Source organism: Mariniradius saccharolyticus AK6, from assembly GCF_000330725.2.
GTDB lineage: Bacteria > Bacteroidota > Bacteroidia > Cytophagales > Cyclobacteriaceae > Mariniradius > Mariniradius saccharolyticus.
Genome location: NZ_AMZY02000019.1, coordinates 1 through 21,368, shown reverse-complemented (window position 1 = coordinate 21,368; position 21,368 = coordinate 1). Strand labels below are relative to the sequence as shown.

Sequence of the window (21,368 nt, the reverse complement as noted above, 5' to 3'; positions counted from 1 at the left end):
ATCTTATTTCAACTCCTCAGTCAAGATCGCCAAAGCGGTCTTGATTCCCTCTTTATAATTACCCAAGCGGATATTTTCATTGGGGCCGTGCTGGTTGTTGTCCGAATTGACCGTAACGACCGTCACTGCCGGAATCTGTAAGGCATCCACAAAAGGCGCTATTGGCAGAGACCCTCCCGATATTCGATTCTTGATGGGTTCTTTCCCGAAGGCTCGGATATAGGCGTTATTCAACATTTTCCCCGGCGCTGAATCAAAGGGCGTTCGAAAGGCTTTGTATGAGATTGTCCCCTGCCACTTGACCAATTTGGAGTATTTCTGTCTTTCCTCATCGGTCGGATCTTGGTCCAAAATGTGATACCCTTGTTGTTGGATATGCTTCTTTATCAAGGCAAAAAGCCGCTCTGGGTCGCTCTCGGGGACAAGCCGCACATCGATTTCAGCAAGCGCTGTAGATGGGACAATCGTCCTTGCCTCTTTTCCAACCCCTCCGGAATACAGTCCCCGAATATTCAATGATGGATACTGCAATGACTCCTGATACGTGGCGCCTACCTTGTCGGTGGAACCAATTCCAAGGGATTTCTTGACCGTCTCTTCGTCATGAGGTACCGCAGCCAAGATTCTTTTCTCTTCTTCGGTCAAAGAAATACCGTCATAAAAACCGGGAATCACAACCCTCCCAGCATCGTCCTTCATACTGCTGAGCAATTGCGAAAGTCGAAATGCCGGATTGGGCGCATAGTTGCCGTAGTGTCCGCTGTGTTGATCGTTGCGCGGCCCATATACGGTCAACGTAATCTCGGCGATTCCCCGTGCACCAAAGGTCAAGGTAGGCTCGTTGGATATATGACGGGGACCGTCCATGATCAACATCATATCAGCGGCAAGCTTTTCTTTATGCATGTTTACAGCGGGCCCGAGGTGCGGAGAACCAATCTCTTCCTCAAAATCCAATATTACCTTTACGTTGAAATTGGGTGATTTCCCTTCCGCCTTCAGTGCATCCCAAGCAGTAAGGAACATCGCCAAGGGTCCTTTGTCATCTGAAGCGGAGCGTGCAAAAATTCTCCACTCTGGATCGAACCCATTGTCCAGCCGACTCATCGGAATGGTTTCCCATTTTCCGGCACTGTTTCTCTGTTTCAATACGGGCCCAAAGGGATCTTCCTGGTCCCACTGCTTGGCATTGACAGGCTGTCCATCCACGTGAAAGTAGAACAAAACGGTCTTGGTGGCTTTTGGTACTGACATTTCTGCCAACATCAGCGGAAAACCTGCTGTTTCGAGCCTTTGGGTTTTCCAGCCCCGACGGCCGAAGTTCCGCTCACACCATTCCAAATTGGGCCAGAGCTGCTCAGGGATATTGGAATCGTTGGGAATCGAGATCAGGTCATTCAGAATTGCAATGCCGGACTTCAGGTTCTTCTCGGTGACGGTTTCGAGGTCGATATCCTTTTTCTTTTGGGCAAACACAGAGAGTGAAATCGAAAGGAATACCCCAAGAAACAGGGAAGATATTTTGGAAAGCATGTTGATGAAGATTGTTGAAATAGTAGAAAACGCGACTACAGTATTAGGCCTTGAAACCCCTATTGAATTTCCAAGTTATCCAAAATCCCCCGAAATCAAACGCGCTATTACATGGAGTTCCAGTGGATTGTGACTAAGGCCGGTACCCCAAGTCGAAAATATTGATATCCAAGAATCCGCGAAGGATAAACAAGTTCCCGCAGCAGGCGCCACGAGAAAATCATATTCGTCACAGGTAACCAAGTACCAAGTATCCGGCGAAAAAACAGGGATTTGAGACGAGAGGGAATCGGTCGAAAAAATGGCGTATGGACGAGTTGGATTTTTAGAGCTTTAGGTTTAAGTTTAGGTAATCGAAAGATATCCGCGACGGTTGCGCTATGTAATTCGTGTGGGATACATAGTTCATTGATTGCGGGAATCAACTCGTTAGCCACCATTCTTCTTACTTTCAAAAAGTTGACTTCGTATGCTAACGGCGCCAAAGGAACCCAACTGATTCTGAATGGACACCCAGTCTGATGGATCCAAACAAGCGGAACTTGGGGATTTTTATGTTCGTTAGTAAGAATTTAAAAAATGAGAAAATCATTAATAATCATAGTTCTTGCGTTTCTGTCAAGTTGTATTTCGACCACAACAGAAAAGGAAAATGAAGAATTGAATATTCTAAATCAGAAATTCATAGAATTGGTTGGAACGGAATGGTATTATGAACCTCTTCCGATTCCTCCAATGCCAATTTGGGAAGAGTCAACACGAGAAGATAGTTTACGATTTGAAAAGGAAAGCGCTGAATTTGAAGTTCTTTTGAATGATAGAAAACTTGACACTACCGTGCTTAAAATCTATCTTTTTGACACGCTTACAACTTATAGGAGCGACGACAGAATAGAAAGAATTTTAAACCTTGAAAATTTCGAAGCCAATTTCCCAGTTGACACCTCTTGGATTAAGTTAATTAAAAAGCTAAAGCAAATCGAAAGCCCAAAAAGACTTGACGTAAGCAAAATCACACAGACAGGAAACTATACGTTGGTAACTAAATCAGAGTTCAATGATACAACAGACAACAAGAGAAGAATTGGTTCAATGACAATGTCTCGTGTAGCATTTAGCACTGACAATAGAAGAGCTGTATTCTACTACACTTTCTCTTGCGGTAGATTATGTGGTTGGGGAAGCATCGTATTTGTAGAAAGAAAAGGTGAAGAATGGACAATTGTGGGACAAAGAGAAATGTGGGTATCTTGAAAAAATAAAAAACGGTGGCTAATCGAGTAGACTGCCTCGCCAACCGTTAAGTCAGTGAGGAGTGTCTCTCACACCACTGCCGACAGCTATCGGCATACGGTTTTCGTATACAGCGGCTCACTTTTAGATCCGATCGCTGTCGGATGCGATTCTAGGAAATAGCAAAGCATGGACTTGCAGCCTCAGGATGCTTTCAAAAATCCCCCATATTTACCTTAACAAAACCATTGACTTCCAAGTTTAAAATGCCTAGTTTGCATCCATGAAAAAGTGTCTGTTGGCTTTAGTGTTGTTTATGCTGGTCTTCTCGGGTTATTCCAAAGATCCTGAGGGGAAAACGTTTTTGCTTATCTTCAACAAAAGTGAACTGAAGCAGTATCAAACCAGTACCGATTACATCGAATTGAGTTTGATGAATATTTTCACCACCAAGTCTTTTTCTGGGAATTCCGATGCGGCGATCCTGGTACAGGTTCCTTATGAAGGCATTGACCGTTGCCAACTCGGCGATTTGTTTGTCCGCGTCAACCAACACCGCACTGCTTCCCTCAATGAGATCGCCTTCCAAATCATCGACTTGGACGAGTCCAAATCCACTTTTCAGTCGCTTTTGGCATCCTACGAGGCCCGCAACGCCAAAACCAAAAAGGCCAACAAAGCGCTCAAGGCAAATCCAAATCCTTGAGGTGCTCCCCGCAATTGTATTTTTCGATCCGGAAAAACCCCAATTCCGACTGATTCAAGATGTATAATCCAAGATTACGGTGTAAAAATGTATCCATGTACCTGAGGTCATAGCCCAAAAGCAAGCTCAACAGTACCCGCATTGCACGGCCATGCATGCAAATCAGGATCGTTCGTTCGGGTTGGCGGAGGATATGGTCGATGCCTTTGCGCAGTCTTCTCGCGACAAGGTTCGGGCTCTCACCGCCCTCTATCGCATAGTCCAAATCTCCAGAAGCCCACCGCTCCAGCATATCCGTGTAGTAGTGGTTTTCTTCATGGGTCATCGGGACACCCTCGTATCGACCCCAGGAAATCTCATTGAGTTCGGGGACAGCCTCATGCGGGATTCCGAGATCCAAAAAACCCTGCACCGATTGCTTTGTACGCTGTAGGCCCGTATAAAAAACCTTTTCAAAGGGCACGTTTTTGTACGCTTCAAAAAAAGCCCTCGCCTGCTTGTGACCATTCCAATTGAGCGGGGCGTCGATACCACTGCCTTGCACGACACCCTTGAGGTTATAATCCGTCTGTCCATGGCGGACGAGGTAGATTTTTTTACTTAGCAAGTTTCTTTATTTTTGTTTCGAAGCCCAAATAAACGCAATTATCCCTTCATACATGATATTCCCCCCGGACTTAAGCTTGGATTCCCTCAACCAAATGGGGAAAAACACGATGACGGATTTTTTGGATATTCGGTTTACGCAGATTGGAGAGGACTTTTTGGAGGCTACCATGCCGGTTACGGACAAAACCAAACAGCCGCTCGGACTGTTACACGGTGGTGCCAATGTCGTCCTGGCCGAAACCCTGGGTAGCGTGGCGGCTACCCTGACAGTGGATACCAGCAGGCAGCATTGCGTAGGATTGGAAATCAATGCCAACCACCTCAAGTCCGTCCGGGATGGGCTGGTACGCGGCGTGACCAAGCCGATCCATTTGGGAAAGAAAACCCAGGTTTGGGAAATCAAGATATACAACGGCCATGACGAACTCACCTGTATCAGCAGGATCACCATGGCCATTATTGACAAAAAGTAAGATGCAGGAAACTACACTGGCAAAACTGGAAGGACTCGAGCATTACCTCGCCAATTTATTGGCCTATTGGATGGAAATGGGTGGTCAAATCGCCATTTGGCGCAAGCCCAAATCGAATTTTCTCCAAGTTCTGATCGACAAATCGGGACAGTTGAAAAGGGTACCCCTCAACCTCGAGGAGCTTCCTGCGGGATTTGTTGTGCATCCGTTTGAAGACCAAGCCGATCGGATGGCCTTTTTTATGGAGGCAAGCGAATATTTCAAAGTGGACCTAGGGCAGTCGATCGAAAGCCAATTGGAGGAATTGGAACCACTGCCTTTGATGCTCCCTACCCTAGAGGCCGTGCAAAAGATCAGGCATCTTTTTGTAAAAGTTGATCATGCCGAGGATGGGAAAACAAATGGCGGCATGGAAAAGCCGGCATTCCTAGATTTGGTAAAAAAAGGAATCGCGGCCATCGAAAGCGGACAACTGAGCAAAATCGTTCCCGCCCGGCGTAAGACCCTGCCGCTAGAAGCCTCCTTTGACCTTGCGGCGGCCTTTAAAAACCTGCTTTCCTCCTACCCCAACGCCTTTATCAATTTCTTCCACCTACCGGGAGTCGGTACTTGGCTGGGTGCTTCACCCGAGGTATTGATCCAGACCAAAGGTGATACCTTTTATACCATGTCGCTGGCCGGCACGCAAAAAGCAAAGGGTGACAATCCCATCAAAAACGCCGCTTGGACCCAAAAGGAAATCGAGGAACAGGCCTTGGTCAGTAGGTACATCGTGGATTGTTTCAAAAAAATACGTCTTCGTGAATATGACGAACACGGTCCAAAGACGGTCGTCGCCGGAAATCTGCTGCACCTGCGCTCAGATTTTACCGTTGACATGAAAGCGACGAATTTCCCCCAACTCGGTTCCGTGATGCTACAACTCCTTCACCCGACTTCGGCGGTATGCGGCATGCCGAGACAAGCAGCGTTGGAGTTTCTAAAGGAAAATGAGTCTTTTGACCGATCGCTCTTCGCGGGCTTCATCGGACCTATCAATGTGGAAGGGGAAACTTCCATTTTTGTCAACCTACGCACTGCAAGGCTGACCGAAAATGCGGCTTGGCTATATGCCGGAGCGGGCGTGACGGAAGATTCGGACCCCGAGTCCGAATGGGAAGAAACCGAAATGAAATGTGATATCATCGGCAACCACCTCAAAAACCAACGGCCTTGATCCTGCAGCCTATTGTTGACTTGGTGAGCCTTTGTGCCAAAAAGGGCATCAGACATGCCATTCTTTCGCCCGGATCGCGCTGTGCGCCCATCACTTTGGCTTTTGCGAGACATCCGGAAATCCATACCAAAACCATCTCCGACGAAAGGTCAGCCGCATTCATTGCCTTGGGCATGGCGCAACAGCTTGGACAACCCGTTGCGCTGGTCTGCACTTCAGGTTCCGCTGCTTACAACTACGCCCCAGCTGTTGCGGAGGCCTATTTCCAACAGATTCCCTTGCTTATCCTGACCGCCGACAGACCACCCGAGTGGATCGACCAATGGGACGGCCAAACCATCCGCCAAACCGAAATCTATGGGAAACATGTAAAGGGATTCTTCCAATTTCCCGATGAGTTTGGTCACGCGGACAAGGTTTGGCATGCTAACCGGATCGTGAATGAAGCGATCAACCTTGCAGCGGATTTCCCGGAGGGACCGGTACATATCAACATTCCCCTCAGAGAGCCATTCTATCCGGAAAAAGAAGAGCGTTTTGACTTTGATAAAGACCTGCAGGTTATCAATCAGCTCAAAGGAAAGCCGACGCTCTCAGCGGATCAAAAGAAAGTGATCGAACAGGACTTGCTGAGATTTCGAAAAATCCTCATCGTGCCAGGGCAGCAGTTTCCGGATGTAGCATTGCGGCAGATCTTGGATCAAATCGCAGCCAACCACCAGGCCGTCGTGGTCACAGATAGCATCAGCAACCTACAGTCTTCCCATACAATTTGCCTGCATGACCATTATATTGGGAATTCGGAATTGCGAAACTCACTTCGCCCGGACCTGATTATTTCCTTTGGCAAATCGATCATTTCCAAGGGCCTGAAGCTTTTTCTGCGAAGCTCGGAAGCTGCACATTGGCATATCCAGCCAGCGGGCTATGCACCGGACACTTACCAACATTTGGAGAAAACGATATCCTGTGATGCTTTGGATTTCCTTCAGCTTATCGGGCAAACAGTCGAATCGAACCTGGACTTTGCAAAACACTGGACATCCCTGGAAGAAAAAGTCCGCAAACATCTTCCTGCAACGATCTACCGGGCAGAGTTTGGCGAATACAAAGCTTTGCAGACTGCTTTGGCAAAAATACCAGCAGCAAGCAAAATCCATGTCGCCAACAGCATGGCCGTACGGTATTTGAATTTTCTGGGAAGAATCAATCCCGAAGTCTATTGCAACCGCGGCACGAGTGGCATTGACGGCAGCAGCAGTACGGCAGTCGGTTGTGCATTTGTCTCCGATGGTTTTGTCACCTTGATCACCGGGGACATGGCCTTTTTCTACGATCGCAACGCCTATTGGCACAGTTACCCCATTCCCAACCTCCGCATCATTCTTCTGAATAACCATGCGGGTGGGATTTTCCGCTTGATCGATGGCCCGGCCCGGCAGCCTGAGTTGGAGGAATATTTCGAAACCAAGCAGCCACTCTCTGCGAAATCCTTGGCAGCGGAATTCGGCTTTGGCTACCATGCAGCGGCCGACCAACAATCGCTGGAATCAGGACTGGACAATTTCTACGAAAAAAGCGAGCGGCCCAAAATCCTCGAAATCCTGTCCGAAAGTCCAAAAAACGCCGAGGTGCTGAAATGGGTCAAGGCGCAGATTGCAACGGTATTGAAATAAAAACGGCTGCCAAGTTTTTGACAGCCGAATGGGAATTTTTTCAATTGGAAGAAAGTCGCCAATATCCGATTTCCTCAATTTTTGCCAATCAAAGCACCTGCGCTTTTCCGACGAGGGTCATGGACTCCGTGCTGGCTTGCCCCTTGTATTCGGCATGCAGGACTACAAGCAGGAAAACCTCAAAGACCGTCAGCAGTACCAATCCCGGTATCGCGAACACGACGGTCAGGAAACTCACGCCCGTCATCAAGCCGATGACGCCGGTCATCAGGTACAATTTGCTCCTCTCCCGCGCCATGAGTAGGAAACCCGTGGCAAAAAGCACATACAGCGAACCAGCGACGATCGAACGAAAAATAAGTCCGGAATAAATATCCGTCCCATTCCAATAGGTCAGGATATCATCGACGATAAAGATACCTGTGGCACCTATCATCAATATAGAAACCAGTTTGATCAAAATATTGCCATGCGCTTGCCCTAGCTTGAAGAATCCTGAGGTAAACATGATAAATAGGACCAATACCCCCATTTTGACGGAGGTATAGAGCATTCCGAAACCAGTTTCGATAGAACGCCCTTCCGTCACCAAGGCCATGTCAAGGACGGATTCCACGATGGCAAAAATCAAATAAATGATACCCGTGACAAAAGAAAACCGCAACCAGGCGCGCAGTTGATCAGGCTTTGCGGGCTCCTCGCCATCCAATTTGAGTTCCTTCACTTCTTCCGATTTCACCTCCAATACCTCCAAAATCGCCTTTACCGTATAGGGACGCGGTGCCACCTCCCCTGCCTCAATGCGCTGAATGGTCCGCACGTTGATGTTACAGCGCTCGACCAATTCCTCCTGTGTCATGCCTTTGGCCTTTCTCCATTCCTGGATCTTCTGGCCCAATTGTGGTTGTTTCATTGTTAAGATAGTTTGTTTGACCATGGCAATTTGGAGGGAAATGGTTGAAACGCCTCCGCAATTTAGGCGGATTTGACCCGACATTTGCACGGCATTTGGGAAAATGAGGGAGAAGAAGGGGTTGGAGATTTGAGATTTGAGAAACGGGATTTGTAATTTGGGGTATGAGATATGGGATTTTTAATTTCGGCCCTGAAATCCAGAAAAGACAGGTGAAGTAATCTAGATCGTACTAACTAAAGCGGATTCCCGATTTCTTTTCGGAAAACATCCCCAAAAAAGACCAACCTAATCCACCTCAAAAGAAAAACCATATCCGAGCACGCCGCGGATTTTGGTATCGAGCGTCCAAAGCAAGAGCCCATTTTTCCTTACCGCATTGACAATCACCGCATCTATCAAGCCGACACCCTGATTGACATAATTCTCCCTTTGGGAAATCAAACCTGAGTCAATGACAAGGAAAGGTTCATCCAAACTCGGAACAAGGGACGAAAATGCCAAAATGGTCTCGATCTCCCTTTCTCCTCTTGCCCCCTGCAGCAGCTCCGCAAAAATCAGTTCAAGACCGTAAACCCTACCATTTTCCAAAAGTTCTTGGCAGGTTTCAAAAAAATCGGGATTGCCACGGAGGTATTCAATCCATACCGAGGTATCCAAGACTACACCTCTCATTTTCTGTTCAGATCACGAAGTTCCTGGGCTGAATACTTGAATTCCAAGGGCTCGTTCAAAATATTTGAACCAAGCTTCTTGATCTTTTGCGACCTGATGTAGGAAACTAGGGCAATCTTCAAAGCCTCCGTGACAGATGAAGCCTGAGAAAGTTCGATCGTTTCTTGCACCAAATTATCCGGGATAATCGCAGTAACTTTCATGTTATCAATTTTTTACAAAAATACGATCATATATCGTATAATAAAACAAAATTCGTTGTCCTACGAAGTAGGGTCAATTCCCGAGTTTGAGAATTGCCGAGGATGAAGGCAAAACGAACTGGCTATCTGTCACTATCCGACAATCAATTCCAAGGCTTTCCCCAAAGCTGGATTGCGGTTCCCCTTTTTCCAAACGGCATAGAGTTCAGTTTTCTGGCGAATATTTACGAGTTCGACAAATTTCACTTTCAAGTCATAGCCCTCCTTCAGTGAACTCGGCACAATCGCCACGCCCAAACCCGCCTCCACCAACTTGAATATCGTCAGGGCATGGACGGACTTGTGGGTGATCCGGGGCGAAAAGCCCCTATCCTCACAGATGGACATGATTTTGTCGTAGTAGACTGAGGAGTAGTCTTGGGAAAAGAGGATGAAGTTTTCGTCCTTCAACTGGCCGATATGCTTGAACTTTTCCGCCTCTATCGGGTGCCCAAGCGGGAGGACGAGCGAGAAGGTGTCCTGCTCCACCATTTTCATCTGAAGTGCATCCGGCACCCGTGCCAAGCGGACAAATCCCAAATCGAGCTTATCCTTTTCGAGCATTTCGACTTGGCTGGCATTGCTCAGTTCTTCGAGATTGGTGCGGATGCCGGGAAAGGACTGCGAGATCTTCACCAACAGCTCCGGCAAGACGGTATGCGCTGCTGAACCTAAGAATCCGATCCGCAGCTCGCCTACATTCCCGGCGGCGATTTCCCGGAGTTGGGATTTGGTGAGTTGGAGGTGGTTGAAGATGTAATCGACCTCGGATTTGAGGTACATGCCTGCGGCGGTCAGTTCGACATGCCTTTTGGTCCGCTCAAAAAGCAGCACGCCAAGGATTTCCTCCATCTGTTTGATTTGACGGCTGAGTCCCGGCTGGGAAATGAAAAGGCGATCCGCTGCCCGCCCGAAGTTCAGTTCTTCGGCTACGGCACGGAAGTATTCAAGGTGTCGGAGTTCGATGTTCATAGGATTAGCACGCTAAGACGGCCAAGACGCGAGAGGCAAGATGCAGTTGGCAGCAGCAGTTTGCAGAGAACTATTCGCACATTCGTGGCTTTTCTCCACTTTTGGAAGGACAGAACAAATATTACGGCAATCGAAAGGTTTCAACTTTAATAACCAAACGTAATTAATATTTGACAAATATGGTATTGAATGATATATGTATTTGAATCCCCTTGAATCAAATACCCAAGCTGCCTTTTCTCGAAGGAACGGGAATTCAACCGTCCCTGAAAGAATTCATCTCACCTACTTGAACCCAATGCGATTCCGTTCGGAATACCCCGGGCGTATCAACTCCTCAATTATTTGGTAAATATTTCTGATATGTTCGTTGTGCTCGCTTTGGTTTTGGCTGAGCTCTTCGATCCTTTTGACCAAGCCCTCATAGTTTGTTGCCCATTGTCGCATTTTTACGAATACCCGCATGATCGAAATATTGACCTGGATGGCAGTGGGGCTGTTCAAAACCGAGGACAGCATGGCGACACCTTGCTCGGTAAACACATAGGGAAGGTACTTCCGATGTCGTCCCCTGCCATCTTCTAAGGTCACAATTTGTGACCTTAAAAAATCCCGTCCTTTTTGTTCCTCAAATTCCGCCTTCAAACCCTCCCATTCCTCGACCGTAAGCTGAAACATGAAGTCCTCCGGAAACCTATCCAAATTCCGCTTTACTGCCTGATTGAGCACTTTTGTTTCCACACCATACATTTCAGCCAAATCACTGTCCATCATGGTTTTTTGATTTCTGACCACATGTATGGCTCTTGAAATCCGCTCTTGTAATATCATTTCCTGTGAATTTTTCATCGCTCTTTAGATTAGAGGGCGCCATGCGTCACACCTCGCCCCGAAAGAATAAAGACAATCTACCAAGCACGGCGTTGGATACAAAATTCACGGGCCGAGTTAAACGTTTAAATCGCTTTTAATAATCAATAGTAATTACTATCTGATCTTTTTGATATTTATATGTATGAATTATTGAACCTAATTTTGTCCGTAATCCAAATCACACATTGCTCGATTGGGGCTTTGTGAGACAAAAGAAACAATGAAAAACACCTTTCAATACGGCCAAGAACACCTGACTGCCTCCATTGCCCTCGGCATTGCTAACGGTGAAATCAGAGGGATCTTATCCCCGGAAACCCGCTCGCGGGTCAAAAAATCTGCATCAGCAGTCCAAGAGATCGTCGCCAACGGAAACCCGGTCTATGGAATCAACACGGGATTTGGCCCCCTATGCACCACGCTCATTTCCCCTGATCAGACACAAAAACTCCAGGAAAACCTGCTCAAGAGCCATGCTGTGGGCATCGGCGAGCCTATCCCGATCGAAATTGCCAAACTGATGCTGGTGCTGAAGCTGCACGCGCTGGCAAAAGGATATTCCGGGATTCGGGAAAGTACGCTCGATCGGATTCTCTGGCATATCGACCACAATGTCATCCCCGTCGTCCCCAAACAAGGTTCGGTAGGCGCTTCGGGTGACTTGGCACCCCTTTCCCACTTGTTCCTGCCCTTGATTGGCTTGGGACGGGTCCATTTCAAAGGCGAAATCATGCCGACCGCAAAGGCCTTTCAACTGTTGGACATCGAGCCCATCAGTCTGGGTCCCAAGGAAGGTCTGGCCTTGATCAACGGAACACAATTCATCGCTGCTTTTGGCGTCAAGGTCGTGGAGCGGTTTTACAATATCCTTGCCCATGCGGATATTACCGGGGCAATGATGCTGGAAGGACTTTTGGGCTCGGTGAAACCTTTTTCCGCAGAACTCCACCAACTCAGACCTTACGCCGGCAACCAACACGTGGCGCAAACGATCCAAAACTTGCTGCATGAATCGGAAATTGTGCATTCCCATGCGACCTGTCCGCGCGTCCAAGATCCGTATTCCCTGCGCTGCATGCCACAAGTACACGGTGCTTCCCGCAACGCTTGGCTGCACCTAAAGCAGATGATCGAGACCGAAATCAACTCCGTGACGGACAATCCCGTTGTGTTTGACGAAAATCATACCATCAGCGGGGGAAACTTCCACGGTCAGCCGATTGCCATGCCTTTGGATTATGCATGCCTGGCAGCTTCGGAAATCGGCAATATCTCTGACCGAAGGATTTACCTTTCCCTAGAAGGTGATACGCCCGGGGTGCCAAAGCTGCTCTTGAAAGAAACGGGGCTGAATTCGGGATTTATGATTCCGCAGTATACCTCGGCTGCCGTGGCGAGCGAAAACAAAGGTCTGTGTTTTCCTTCTTCGGCAGACAGCATTCCAACGTCGCTCGGTCAGGAAGACCATGTGAGTATGGGCAGCATCGGCGCCCGAAAAGCCCTCCAAGTGATCGAAAACGTGGAAAAAATCCTTGGCATCGAGCTTTTCTGTGCAGCGCAGGCGGTGGATTTCCATGCTCCGCTTAAGTCGGGGAAGATCATGACAGCCCTTTACGAACATGTCCGCACCAAAATCAAACATGTCACCGAAGACCAAATCATGTACGAGGATATGGAAACGGCCATCGAGATCATCCGTAGCGGGGAATTGCTAACTTTAGCCAAAGAAGTCGCAGCGAAGGCAGGTTTGGCACTGGAGACGAGGTGGTCAGAGAAGTTTGATAGGTTCTAGATTGAATTGCCACAAAGACACTAAGAGGGAAGAAAAAAAATTATGTTTCAGCGTCTTTCTTGCCTAAAAATCCTTGGGTCTTTTTGAAAAGACTAAGGCCTCTGCCAATCTGACTTTGTCCCAAAAACTTATTCATACATTCCTGGCATTATGATGAAAACCATCCAATACACCTTTATTGGCCCTATCCGGCAAGCAATCACCATGGCAAACCTGCCGCTGAAGGGTGCACTTCGAGATGAAGATTTGGAAATCATCCAAGAGGCTGGAATCCTCCTGAAAAACGACAAAATCCACCAAATCGGCAGCTATTGGGATATTTTCCCAGAGGCTCAGTCCATTGGAGCGGAGATGGTCAACCTCAAGACCGACTTTGTAGCGATGCCAGGAATCGTGGATTGCCATACGCATATCTGTTTTGCCGGCTCAAGGGCACAGGATTACGCCATGCGCAACGCGGGAAAATCTTACCTCGAGATCGCCAAATCGGGCGGCGGTATTTGGGAAAGCGTAACCCAGACACGAAAAGCGAGCTTGGAAAAACTCGCCCAGTTGACCGCACAACGTGCCAACAGGCACCTGAAGGATGGCATTACGACGATCGAGGTGAAGAGCGGCTACGGGCTTTCGGTCGAGGAGGAATTGAAAATGCTGAGGGCCATCCAGCTGGCCGGCGAAAGCACGGAGGGAGACCTGATTGCTACCTGCCTGGCCGCACATATCCGACCGAGGGATTTTGAGGGAAACCAGCGGGAATACCTCAAAAAGATCTCCGATGAACTCTTTCCCATCCTAAAATCTGAAAACCTTACAAACCGCGTGGATGCCTTTATAGAGGACACAGCCTTTAGTGCCGAGGATATCCAAAATTACTTTGAAAAAGCCAAGGCCTTGGGCTTTGACATTGTGGTCCATGCGGATCAGTTTCATGTGGGCGGGTCGCAGGTGGCGATGGATTTCGGGGCCATGTCGGCAGATCATTTGGAGGCAAGTACAGAAAAAGAAATTGCCACGCTGGCCAATTCCGATACGATTCCCGTGGCATTGCCCGGCGCATCTTTGGGACTGGGGGTAGGCTTCACGCCCGCGCGAAAACTCCTCGATGCGGGCGCTTCCCTGGCAATCGGATCCGACTGGAATCCGGGTTCGGCACCGATGGGTGATTTGCTGATGCAGGCGAGCGTACTGGGGACCTTCCAAAAACTCAGCAATTTAGAGGTCTTGGCTGGAATCACCTTCCGGGCGGCGGCGGCTTTGGGACTTACAGATCGGGGAAGCCTTTCTTCAGGACAATTGGCGGACATCATCCTTTTCCCAACCGCCGACTACAGAGAGATCACCTACCAGCAAGGCAGGCTCAAGCCCTCGATGGTTTGGAAAAGGGGGGAAAGGGTTTGAAAATGGGCGAATGAAGATAAAAAGGAATAAAATAAGTAAATTATGCGAATGAAAACCTTGGAAATTCCGCTTGATTCAATCCAAACGCTCTGCGAAAAACACCACGTGGAGAAACTTTATCTTTTTGGTTCGGCCGCAAAAGGAACAATGACGGAAGGCTCCGATGTGGATCTTTTGGTCAAATTCAAGGAAATGAAAACCTCCGAATACTTCGAAAATTTCCTTGTGCTAAAAAATGAACTACAAGGGGTTTTTGGACGCAAGATCGACTTAGTCGAGTTACAAACCCTTAAAAATCCAGTTCTGATCGATTCCATCAACCAATCGAAAGAATTGATCTATGGATAAAAAAATAGAGAAATGGCTCTACGATGTCCAATTCGCGATAGCGGAAATCAACGGGTTTCTTAGCGAAGAAAATGTGACATCTGCTCAGGAATATCGATACAAGCTGATGCTCAAAAGAGCAATCGAACGGAATCTCGAAATCATTGGTGAAGCGGTCATTAGAATCCTGAAACGTGATGCGGAGTTCTTGGGAAATTTGCCCGAAGCCGTTTCCATTATAGGATTGCGAAACCAAATCATCCATGCCTATGATGGTATTTCGGACGAAATGATCTGGTCAATTCTTTCATACCACCTACCCAAGCTGGAAATACAACTTAAGAAACTGATTGGAAAATAGCCCCTCAATTACGATTTGAGATGCACTTCAATCTTCTATCCCGTTGCTTTTTTCTGGTTTTTCACCAAAAAAATATCGCCCGAAACACCACTCCTCCAATCCAGGTAACTAATAACTCAATAACCAATCAGCCAATTACTTCCCCCAATGACATTCCAAGAACTCATCCTCCAAGGTATTCCCTCCGAGCTTCCAGCTAAAAAGCCACTGGACCCGAACGTATCCCATGCGCCGAAGCGCAAGGACATTTTGAGTCCGGAAGAGAAAAAACTGGCAGTCAGAAATGCGCTTCGTTACATCCCGAAGGCTTGGCATGCCGAGTTGGCGCAGGAGTTTTTTGCCGAACTACAGGAGTATGGGCGTATATACATGTACAGGTTTCGCCCCGAGTACGAGATGTATGCCCGGCCGATTTCTGAATACCCGGCCAAAACCCCACAAGCGGCCGCTATCATGTTGATGATCCAAAACAACCTGGATCCGGCAGTGGCACAGCACCCACACGAATTGATTACCTATGGCGGCAATGGGGCGGTATTTCAAAACTGGGCGCAGTACCTGCTTACCATGCAATACCTCGCCGAAATGGACGAAGAACAAACCCTCCACATGTATTCAGGGCATCCCATGGGGCTTTTCCCTTCTTCCAAAGATGCTCCGCGTGTCGTGGTTACCAATGGCATGATGATTCCCAACTACTCCAAGCCGGACGATTGGGAGCGCTACAATGCATTGGGCGTGACGCAATACGGACAGATGACTGCGGGTTCCTATATGTATATTGGGCCACAGGGAATCGTCCATGGCACTACCATTACGGTCATGAATGCCTTTCGGAAAAAACTGGGCACGGCTGTAAATCCAAGGGGAAAGGTCTTCCTGACAGCGGGTCTTGGCGGCATGTCCGGTGCCCAACCCAAGGCCGGCAACATCGCCGGTTGTGTCACGGTCTGCGCAGAAGTCAACCCAAAAGCAGCATACAAGAGGCATGCGCAGGGATGGGTGGATGAGTTGATCGATGACTTGGACAAGCTTGTATCCCGTGTACGTCAAGCGCAAAACAATGCCGAAGTCGTGTCCATTGCCTATCTGGGAAATATCGTGGATGTATGGGAAAAATTCGACGTCGACAACATCAACGTCGAACTCGGTTCGGACCAGACTTCCCTTCACAATCCCTGGGCAGGGGGCTACTATCCCGCGGGGCTGAGTTTCGAAGAGGCTAACGATATGATGGCAAAGGATCCGGAAAACTTCAAAACCAAAGTCCAAGAATCCCTCCGTCGCCATGCCGCTGCGATCAACAGGCATGCTGCCAAGGGAATGTACTTTTTTGACTACGGAAATGCCTTCCTTCTCGAGGCATCCCGTGCCGGTGCAGCTGTGATGGCAGAGAATGGCATCGATTTCAAGTACCCTTCTTACGTGCAGGATATCCTGGGACCCATGTGTTTTGATTTCGGTTTCGGGCCATTCCGCTGGGTTTGTACTTCCGGGAACGCAGCCGACTTGGAAAAAACCGACCAAATCGCCCTTGAGGTGATGAAGAAAATCAGTTCAAATGCACCAAAGGAAATCCAACAGCAACTGCAGGACAACATCCGCTGGATCGAGGAAGCCGGGAAAAACAAACTTGTCGTAGGCTCGCAGGCTCGGATTCTCTATGCAGATGCCGAAGGTCGGATCAAAATTGCCGAGGCTTTCAATCAAGCGGTGAGCGCCAGTGAAATCTCCGCACCAATCGTCTTGGGACGAGACCACCACGATGTAAGCGGCACGGATTCCCCTTTCCGGGAAACGAGCAACATCTACGATGGCAGTAAGTTTACCGCTGACATGGCGATCCACAATGTCATCGGGGACAGTTTCCGCGGTGCCACCTGGGTTTCCATCCACAACGGCGGCGGCGTTGGCTGGGGAGAAGTCATCAACGGCGGCTTTGGAATGCTTCTTGATGGCACAGCCGACGCAGACCAAAAACTCAAATCCATGTTATTCTACGATGTCAACAATGGCATTTCCCGCCGGGCTTGGGCACGAAACGAAGAGGCCTTATTTGCGATCAAGCGGGAAATGGAGAGAACACCTGGATTGAAGGTGACATTGCCGGAGGTGGTGGATGAAAAATTCCTGCTTTAATGAGGGAATGCTCCTTGCGTTAAACCTCATCGCCCATTTCTTCCCTTCCTGATATAATTTGGATACATTCGTTGTGGCTAAAAGAACCATGCCCTATCATTTGAATTCCTTATGAAAAAATCCATCATATTGGTACTTCTGCTTCTCTCCGTCTCCGGCACTGCACGCTCCCAAGTTTTGATTTCATTGGTTTTTGGCGATGCGCTGAACACCGACAAAATTGAGTTTGGCCTTACAGGCGGATTCAACCGTACCGACTTCAACGGAACATTGGAAACAAAGGCCCTCAATAATTTCAACCTGGGGTTTTACTTTCATATTATGCTTAAGGAAAATTCATTTCTAAGTACCGGCGTTTTGGTGAAGAATTCCTTTGGAGCGACCGGTATGAAGCCCTACCAACTTGGGGACCCAAACTTGGACGCCATTTTTCAAAATGGTACCCTAACGACCAAAATAAATACATTCGCAGTACCCATCATGTGGCAACAGCGGATCAAACACAGATTTCTTTTGGAGGGAGGTATCCAAGCAGGCTTACGATCAAAAGCCTACGATGATTTTGATGTAGAGGCTGCAAATGGTGCTGCCAATTTCCGAAGAGAAGTTGGTGATGAATTTTACAGGCTTGATGCAGGCCTTATCGGCGGGGTCGGATACAAATTAAAAAAGGAGCTAAAGAGCATGAGTATCGGGATGCTGTATTACTATGGTCTGGTGGATGTCCGCATCGATCCAAATATCACCAGCAAAAACACCTCGCTGAACGTGTACCTACGGATTCCCATAGGCGCGGGGCAAAAGGATTAGTCTTGGTCACGACCGATCGGATGAAAGGAATTGCATTTTTCAAGCTTTCCCATTGAATCCACTTCAAGGAATCTCAGGGCTAAACTGGCGTTGTCTTGACTGAAACGATACTTCATCTTTCCAACAAACTCCTCTACCTGCGGGTTTTGTTTAGGCAAAATATGCCCTATTTTAGCACCACCTGAAAACTGAACCCAAATAACTTGATGGAAACCAAATCACCCACTGTCAACGAAGCCGAATTCCAACGGCTTCTTCAGCATCTAGTAAACAAAACCGAAACCGTACGTCTCGGCGGCGGCAAATCCCGCATCGCCAAGGAACATGAAAAGGGGAAACTCACCGCCCGGGAACGTATTGCATACCTGACGGACGCAGATTCTGAATTCCTCGAAATCGGCCAATTCGCGGCGGACGGTATGTATGAGGAAGAGGGTGGCTGTCCATCGGCTGGCGTGGTGACTGGAATCGGCTACGTCAGCGGCCGGATGTGTGTCATCGTGGCCAACGATGCGACCGTAAAGGCCGGGGCTTGGTTTCCGATGACTGCCAAAAAGAACCTTCGTGCACAGGAAGTCGCAATGGAAAACCGCCTCCCGATCATTTACTTGGTGGACAGTGCGGGCGTATTCCTTCCGATGCAAAACGAGATTTTCCCCGACAAGGAGCATTTTGGACGCCAATTCCGCAACAATGCCCGCATGTCATCCATGGGCATCATACAAGTGGCCGCCATCATGGGAAGCTGCGTGGCCGGGGGGGCATACCTGCCCATTATGTCCGACGAGGCCATGATTGTGGACAAGACCGGTTCGATTTTTCTGGCAGGCTCTTACTTGGTAAAGGCTGCCATCGGCGAAGTCGTCGACAACGAGACCCTTGGAGGCGCCACTACCCACTGTGAGATATCAGGCGTGACCGACAACAAATACGCCAACGACCAGGAGTGCCTCGATGCCATCAAGAAGATATTTGACAAAATCGGTGCAGGCGAAAAGGCAGGGTTTGACAGGAAGGAACCTGTGGCCCCGGCAAAAAATGTTGCCGAGCTATATGATGTGTTCCCTACCGATCGCGTGAAGCCTTACGACATGAATGAGGTTTTGGCACGCTTGGTGGACAACTCGGATTGGGAGGAATACAAGGCCGACTATGGTAAAACACTGATCTGTGCCACTGCCCGGATCGATGGATGGGCGGTAGGCATCATTGCCAACCAACGCAAAATCGTCAAAACCAAGAAAGGTGAAATGCAAATGGGCGGCGTCATTTACTCGGACTCCGCCGACAAAGCCGCCCGGTTTATCATGAACTGCAACCAACGCAAAATCCCACTGGTTTTTCTGCAGGATGTGAGTGGATTTATGGTCGGCAGCAAAGCCGAGCATGGCGGCATTATCAAGGATGGAGCCAAAATGGTAAATGCCATGGCCAATTCGGTCGTGCCAAAATTCACCTTTATCCTTGGCAACTCCTACGGCGCCGGCAACTACGCGATGTGTGGCAAAGCCTATGACCCGAGGCTGATTTTCTCCTGGCCTACCGCACAAATGGCCGTGATGAGTGGGGCATCTGCAGCCAAGACTCTGCTGCAAATCAAAGTATCCGCCCTTCAAAAATCCGGAAACGTAATTTCCGCCGAGGAAGAAAACCAATTGCTGAAGGAAATCACCGACAAGTACAACGAAGAGCTCAGTCCCTACTATGCAGCCGCAAGGCTATGGGTAGATGGGGTAATCGATCCACTAGAAACCAGAAAGATCATCAGCATGGGTATTGAGGCCGCTAATCATGCCCCGATCAACGAGCGTTTCAACGTTGGTGTGATTCAAACTTAGTAGTCAGAAATCACGTCTAAATCTAGAAATACTCGCACCTTTTCTCGCTGCGAAGATTTTGTTAACTTCATCACCCACGCATCGGTATCCAAAAAATGACTGACAAAGAACTGCACGCCCTGGTTTCCTTGTTGGATGATTCTGATCAAGAGGTCAAATCCCACGTCAAGAACAAAATCATTTCCCTCGGACACTCCGTGATTCCTTTCTTGGAAAAGAAATGGGAGGACTCTTTCAATCCCGAACTACAAAAGGAAATCGAGGAGCTCGTCCACCATTTGCAGTTTTTTCTTTTGAAAGACCGGCTTCGTGATTGGAAAAATTCGCCCGACCAGGATTTGCTTACTGGGCTTTGGATCATCAATACCTATCAATATCCCGACTTGGAATTTGAAAAGTTGAATGCCGACATGCATCAGATCTACTTTGAGGTTTGGACGGCTTTCAAAAATGACCTGTTGCCATTTGAGCAAGTACGGATCATCAACGGGGTGCTTTTCGGAACGCTACGGTTTTCTGCCAATACGAAAAACTTCCATTCTCCAGGCAACAGCATGATCAGCAACGTCATCGAGAGCAGAAAAGGCAACCCCATCAGCCTCTGCGCCATATACCTCTTGGTGGCTAAGAAACTGGGCCTGCCGATCTATGGCGTCAACTTACCAAACCTCTTTGTCCTGACCTACAAATCCAAGGAAACGACCTTCTACATCAACGCTTTCAATAAAGGCCTGATTTTTGGAAAAAACGATATTTCAAACTACCTGGAGCACTTGCAGATCGAGCCGAAGGACGTGTTTTTTGAGCCTTGCACCAACCTGGATATCATTGCCCGCATGCTGAGAAACTTGATCGGGGCATTCGAAAAGCTGGGCGAGGTGGAAAAAATGGATGAAGTCAGGGAATTGCTTTCGATACTCGAGAATTAACGTGACTTTACGTTGCATCCAACTGGGCGGGTGGATGTGGGGCTTGGGTTGCGCCTGTTTTGGATGGCCGCAAGCGCATTTTCCAGGTATTTCATGTTGGCATTGGCTGCAACTTGGGGATTGTTGTCAATCGCCCCCCGGTAGGCAATGGCCCAACCTGTGGGACTGGGTGTAATAACGACCACCTCAGGCAACTTTGTGATCCCAAATTGCCTTGTGACAACTTGAGACTTGTCGTCCAAGATCGGAAAAAAGAATTTTTTCTCTTTCGCGCGGGCTTTAGCGGCCTCAACATTTTCACCCTCTTCCAATCCTAAATGGGGATTGATCATCGTAAACACGAATCCATCTGCTCCAAAATCGGCATGCATTTGCACAATCCTATCTTCGTACAGTTTGGAAAACGGGCAATTCAAACTCGTGAACACCAGCACCACCGCCTTGGATTCGGCATGGTCTGTTAGCGAAAAACTCTGTCCACTTTGCACGTCTGTCAATGCGAAATCCTCAACCCGCTGACCAAAGGAAGACCAGATCAGCAAAAAACACAAAACAAACGTAATGAGCTTTTTCATTTTCTTTTTACCCTTCAAATTTTTCCTCCTTAAATAGTCATCGAAGTCTTCTGTGTGTGCCTAAAATAGGTTGACGGT

General features: G+C 48.2%; 21 protein-coding genes. 13 read left to right on the top strand and 8 right to left on the bottom strand.

Annotation, left to right across the window (positions count from 1 at the left end):
- Nucleotides 1-3: 3 nt before the first annotated feature.
- Nucleotides 4-1,533, bottom strand: coding sequence for a M20/M25/M40 family metallo-hydrolase (locus tag C943_RS17725; protein WP_008630620.1), 1,530 nt, complete (start codon nt 1,531-1,533; stop codon nt 4-6).
- 579 nt (nt 1,534-2,112) lie between these two features.
- On the opposite strand from C943_RS17725, the gene C943_RS17720 reads away from it, so the two are divergent.
- Both C943_RS17720 and C943_RS17715 read left to right on the top strand, forming a co-directional pair.
- On the top strand, nt 2,113-2,787 hold the full coding sequence (locus C943_RS17720; RefSeq protein ID WP_008630618.1) for a hypothetical protein: 675 nt from the start codon (nt 2,113-2,115) through the stop codon (nt 2,785-2,787).
- 262 nt (nt 2,788-3,049) lie between these two features.
- Nucleotides 3,050-3,472, top strand: coding sequence for a hypothetical protein (locus C943_RS17715; RefSeq protein WP_040481219.1), 423 nt, complete (start codon nt 3,050-3,052; stop codon nt 3,470-3,472).
- Here C943_RS17715 and C943_RS17710 read toward each other — a convergent pair.
- Nucleotides 3,450-4,079 carry a histidine phosphatase family protein gene (locus tag C943_RS17710; protein ID WP_008630616.1) on the bottom strand — a complete coding sequence of 210 codons (630 nt, stop codon included), beginning with the start codon at nt 4,077-4,079 and terminating at the stop codon, nt 3,450-3,452. The genes C943_RS17715 and C943_RS17710 overlap by 23 nt on opposite strands.
- Nucleotides 4,080-4,131: 52 nt before the next feature.
- Between C943_RS17710 and C943_RS17705 the strand changes: the two genes are divergently transcribed.
- The 3 genes from C943_RS17705 to menD are packed head-to-tail and all read left to right on the top strand — an operon-like array spanning nt 4,132 to nt 7,446.
- A complete protein-coding gene (locus C943_RS17705) occupies nt 4,132-4,554 on the top strand; it encodes a hotdog fold thioesterase (RefSeq protein ID WP_008630615.1) in 423 nt (140 codons plus the stop codon).
- Between the two features lies 1 nt (nt 4,555).
- Entirely contained in the window at nt 4,556-5,770 is a 1,215-nt protein-coding gene (locus C943_RS17700; RefSeq protein WP_008630614.1) for a chorismate-binding protein, read from the top strand.
- Complete coding sequence (gene menD / locus C943_RS17695) at nt 5,767-7,446, top strand: 2-succinyl-5-enolpyruvyl-6-hydroxy-3-cyclohexene-1-carboxylic-acid synthase (protein WP_008630612.1); 1,680 nt, start codon at nt 5,767-5,769, stop codon at nt 7,444-7,446. Before C943_RS17700 ends, menD begins: the two co-directional genes overlap by 4 nt.
- A gap of 88 nt (nt 7,447-7,534) precedes the next feature.
- Here the strand turns inward: menD and C943_RS17690 are convergent, their stop codons facing one another.
- From C943_RS17690 to C943_RS17670, 5 genes are all read right to left on the bottom strand, one after another.
- Nucleotides 7,535-8,359: a helix-turn-helix domain-containing protein gene (locus C943_RS17690; protein WP_157198604.1), complete on the bottom strand. Its 825-nt coding sequence runs from the start codon at nt 8,357-8,359 to the stop codon at nt 7,535-7,537.
- A gap of 288 nt (nt 8,360-8,647) precedes the next feature.
- On the bottom strand, nt 8,648-9,034 hold the full coding sequence (locus C943_RS17685) for a PIN domain-containing protein (protein ID WP_008630607.1): 387 nt from the start codon (nt 9,032-9,034) through the stop codon (nt 8,648-8,650).
- The gene (locus C943_RS17680; protein WP_008630606.1) at nt 9,031-9,237 is read right to left on the bottom strand and encodes a DUF2191 domain-containing protein; all 207 of its coding nucleotides are present in this window, start codon (nt 9,235-9,237) and stop codon (nt 9,031-9,033) included. The genes C943_RS17685 and C943_RS17680 overlap by 4 nt, the downstream gene beginning before the upstream one ends.
- Before the next feature lie 132 nt (nt 9,238-9,369).
- Nucleotides 9,370-10,248 carry a LysR family transcriptional regulator gene (locus C943_RS17675; protein WP_008630604.1) on the bottom strand — a complete coding sequence of 293 codons (879 nt, stop codon included), beginning with the start codon at nt 10,246-10,248 and terminating at the stop codon, nt 9,370-9,372.
- Between the two features lie 285 nt (nt 10,249-10,533).
- Entirely contained in the window at nt 10,534-11,097 is a 564-nt protein-coding gene (locus C943_RS17670) for an ORF6N domain-containing protein (protein WP_085988939.1), read from the bottom strand.
- Between the two features lie 244 nt (nt 11,098-11,341).
- Here C943_RS17670 and hutH point away from each other — a divergent pair, with 244 nt between their 5' ends.
- The 8 genes from hutH (at nt 11,342) to C943_RS17630 (ending at nt 20,715) form a co-directional block, all read left to right on the top strand.
- A complete protein-coding gene (gene hutH, locus C943_RS17665) occupies nt 11,342-12,913 on the top strand; it encodes a histidine ammonia-lyase (protein WP_008630602.1) in 1,572 nt (523 codons plus the stop codon).
- A gap of 153 nt (nt 12,914-13,066) precedes the next feature.
- Nucleotides 13,067-14,311, top strand: a complete 1,245-nt coding sequence (gene hutI, locus C943_RS17660; protein WP_040481283.1) for an imidazolonepropionase — start codon at nt 13,067-13,069, stop codon at nt 14,309-14,311.
- A 48-nt stretch (nt 14,312-14,359) separates the two neighbouring features.
- A complete protein-coding gene (locus tag C943_RS17655) occupies nt 14,360-14,659 on the top strand; it encodes a nucleotidyltransferase family protein (RefSeq protein ID WP_008630600.1) in 300 nt (99 codons plus the stop codon).
- Complete coding sequence (locus C943_RS17650; RefSeq protein ID WP_008630599.1) at nt 14,652-14,999, top strand: HepT-like ribonuclease domain-containing protein; 348 nt, start codon at nt 14,652-14,654, stop codon at nt 14,997-14,999. The genes C943_RS17655 and C943_RS17650 overlap by 8 nt, the downstream gene beginning before the upstream one ends.
- A 147-nt stretch (nt 15,000-15,146) precedes the next feature.
- A complete protein-coding gene (locus tag C943_RS17645; RefSeq protein WP_008630598.1) occupies nt 15,147-17,138 on the top strand; it encodes a urocanate hydratase in 1,992 nt (663 codons plus the stop codon).
- A gap of 111 nt (nt 17,139-17,249) precedes the next feature.
- Nucleotides 17,250-17,948 (top strand): outer membrane beta-barrel protein, encoded by a 699-nt coding sequence (locus C943_RS17640; protein ID WP_008630597.1) that lies wholly within the window; start codon nt 17,250-17,252, stop codon nt 17,946-17,948.
- Between the two features lie 206 nt (nt 17,949-18,154).
- Nucleotides 18,155-19,786: an acyl-CoA carboxylase subunit beta gene (locus C943_RS17635; protein WP_008630595.1), complete on the top strand. Its 1,632-nt coding sequence runs from the start codon at nt 18,155-18,157 to the stop codon at nt 19,784-19,786.
- A 95-nt stretch (nt 19,787-19,881) separates the two neighbouring features.
- Nucleotides 19,882-20,715, top strand: a complete 834-nt coding sequence (locus C943_RS17630; RefSeq protein WP_008630594.1) for a transglutaminase-like domain-containing protein — start codon at nt 19,882-19,884, stop codon at nt 20,713-20,715.
- On the opposite strand, the gene C943_RS17625 is transcribed toward C943_RS17630, so the two are convergent.
- Entirely contained in the window at nt 20,712-21,290 is a 579-nt protein-coding gene (locus C943_RS17625; RefSeq protein WP_008630588.1) for a redoxin domain-containing protein, read from the bottom strand. The genes C943_RS17630 and C943_RS17625 overlap by 4 nt on opposite strands.
- Between the last annotated feature and the right edge of the window lie 78 nt (nt 21,291-21,368).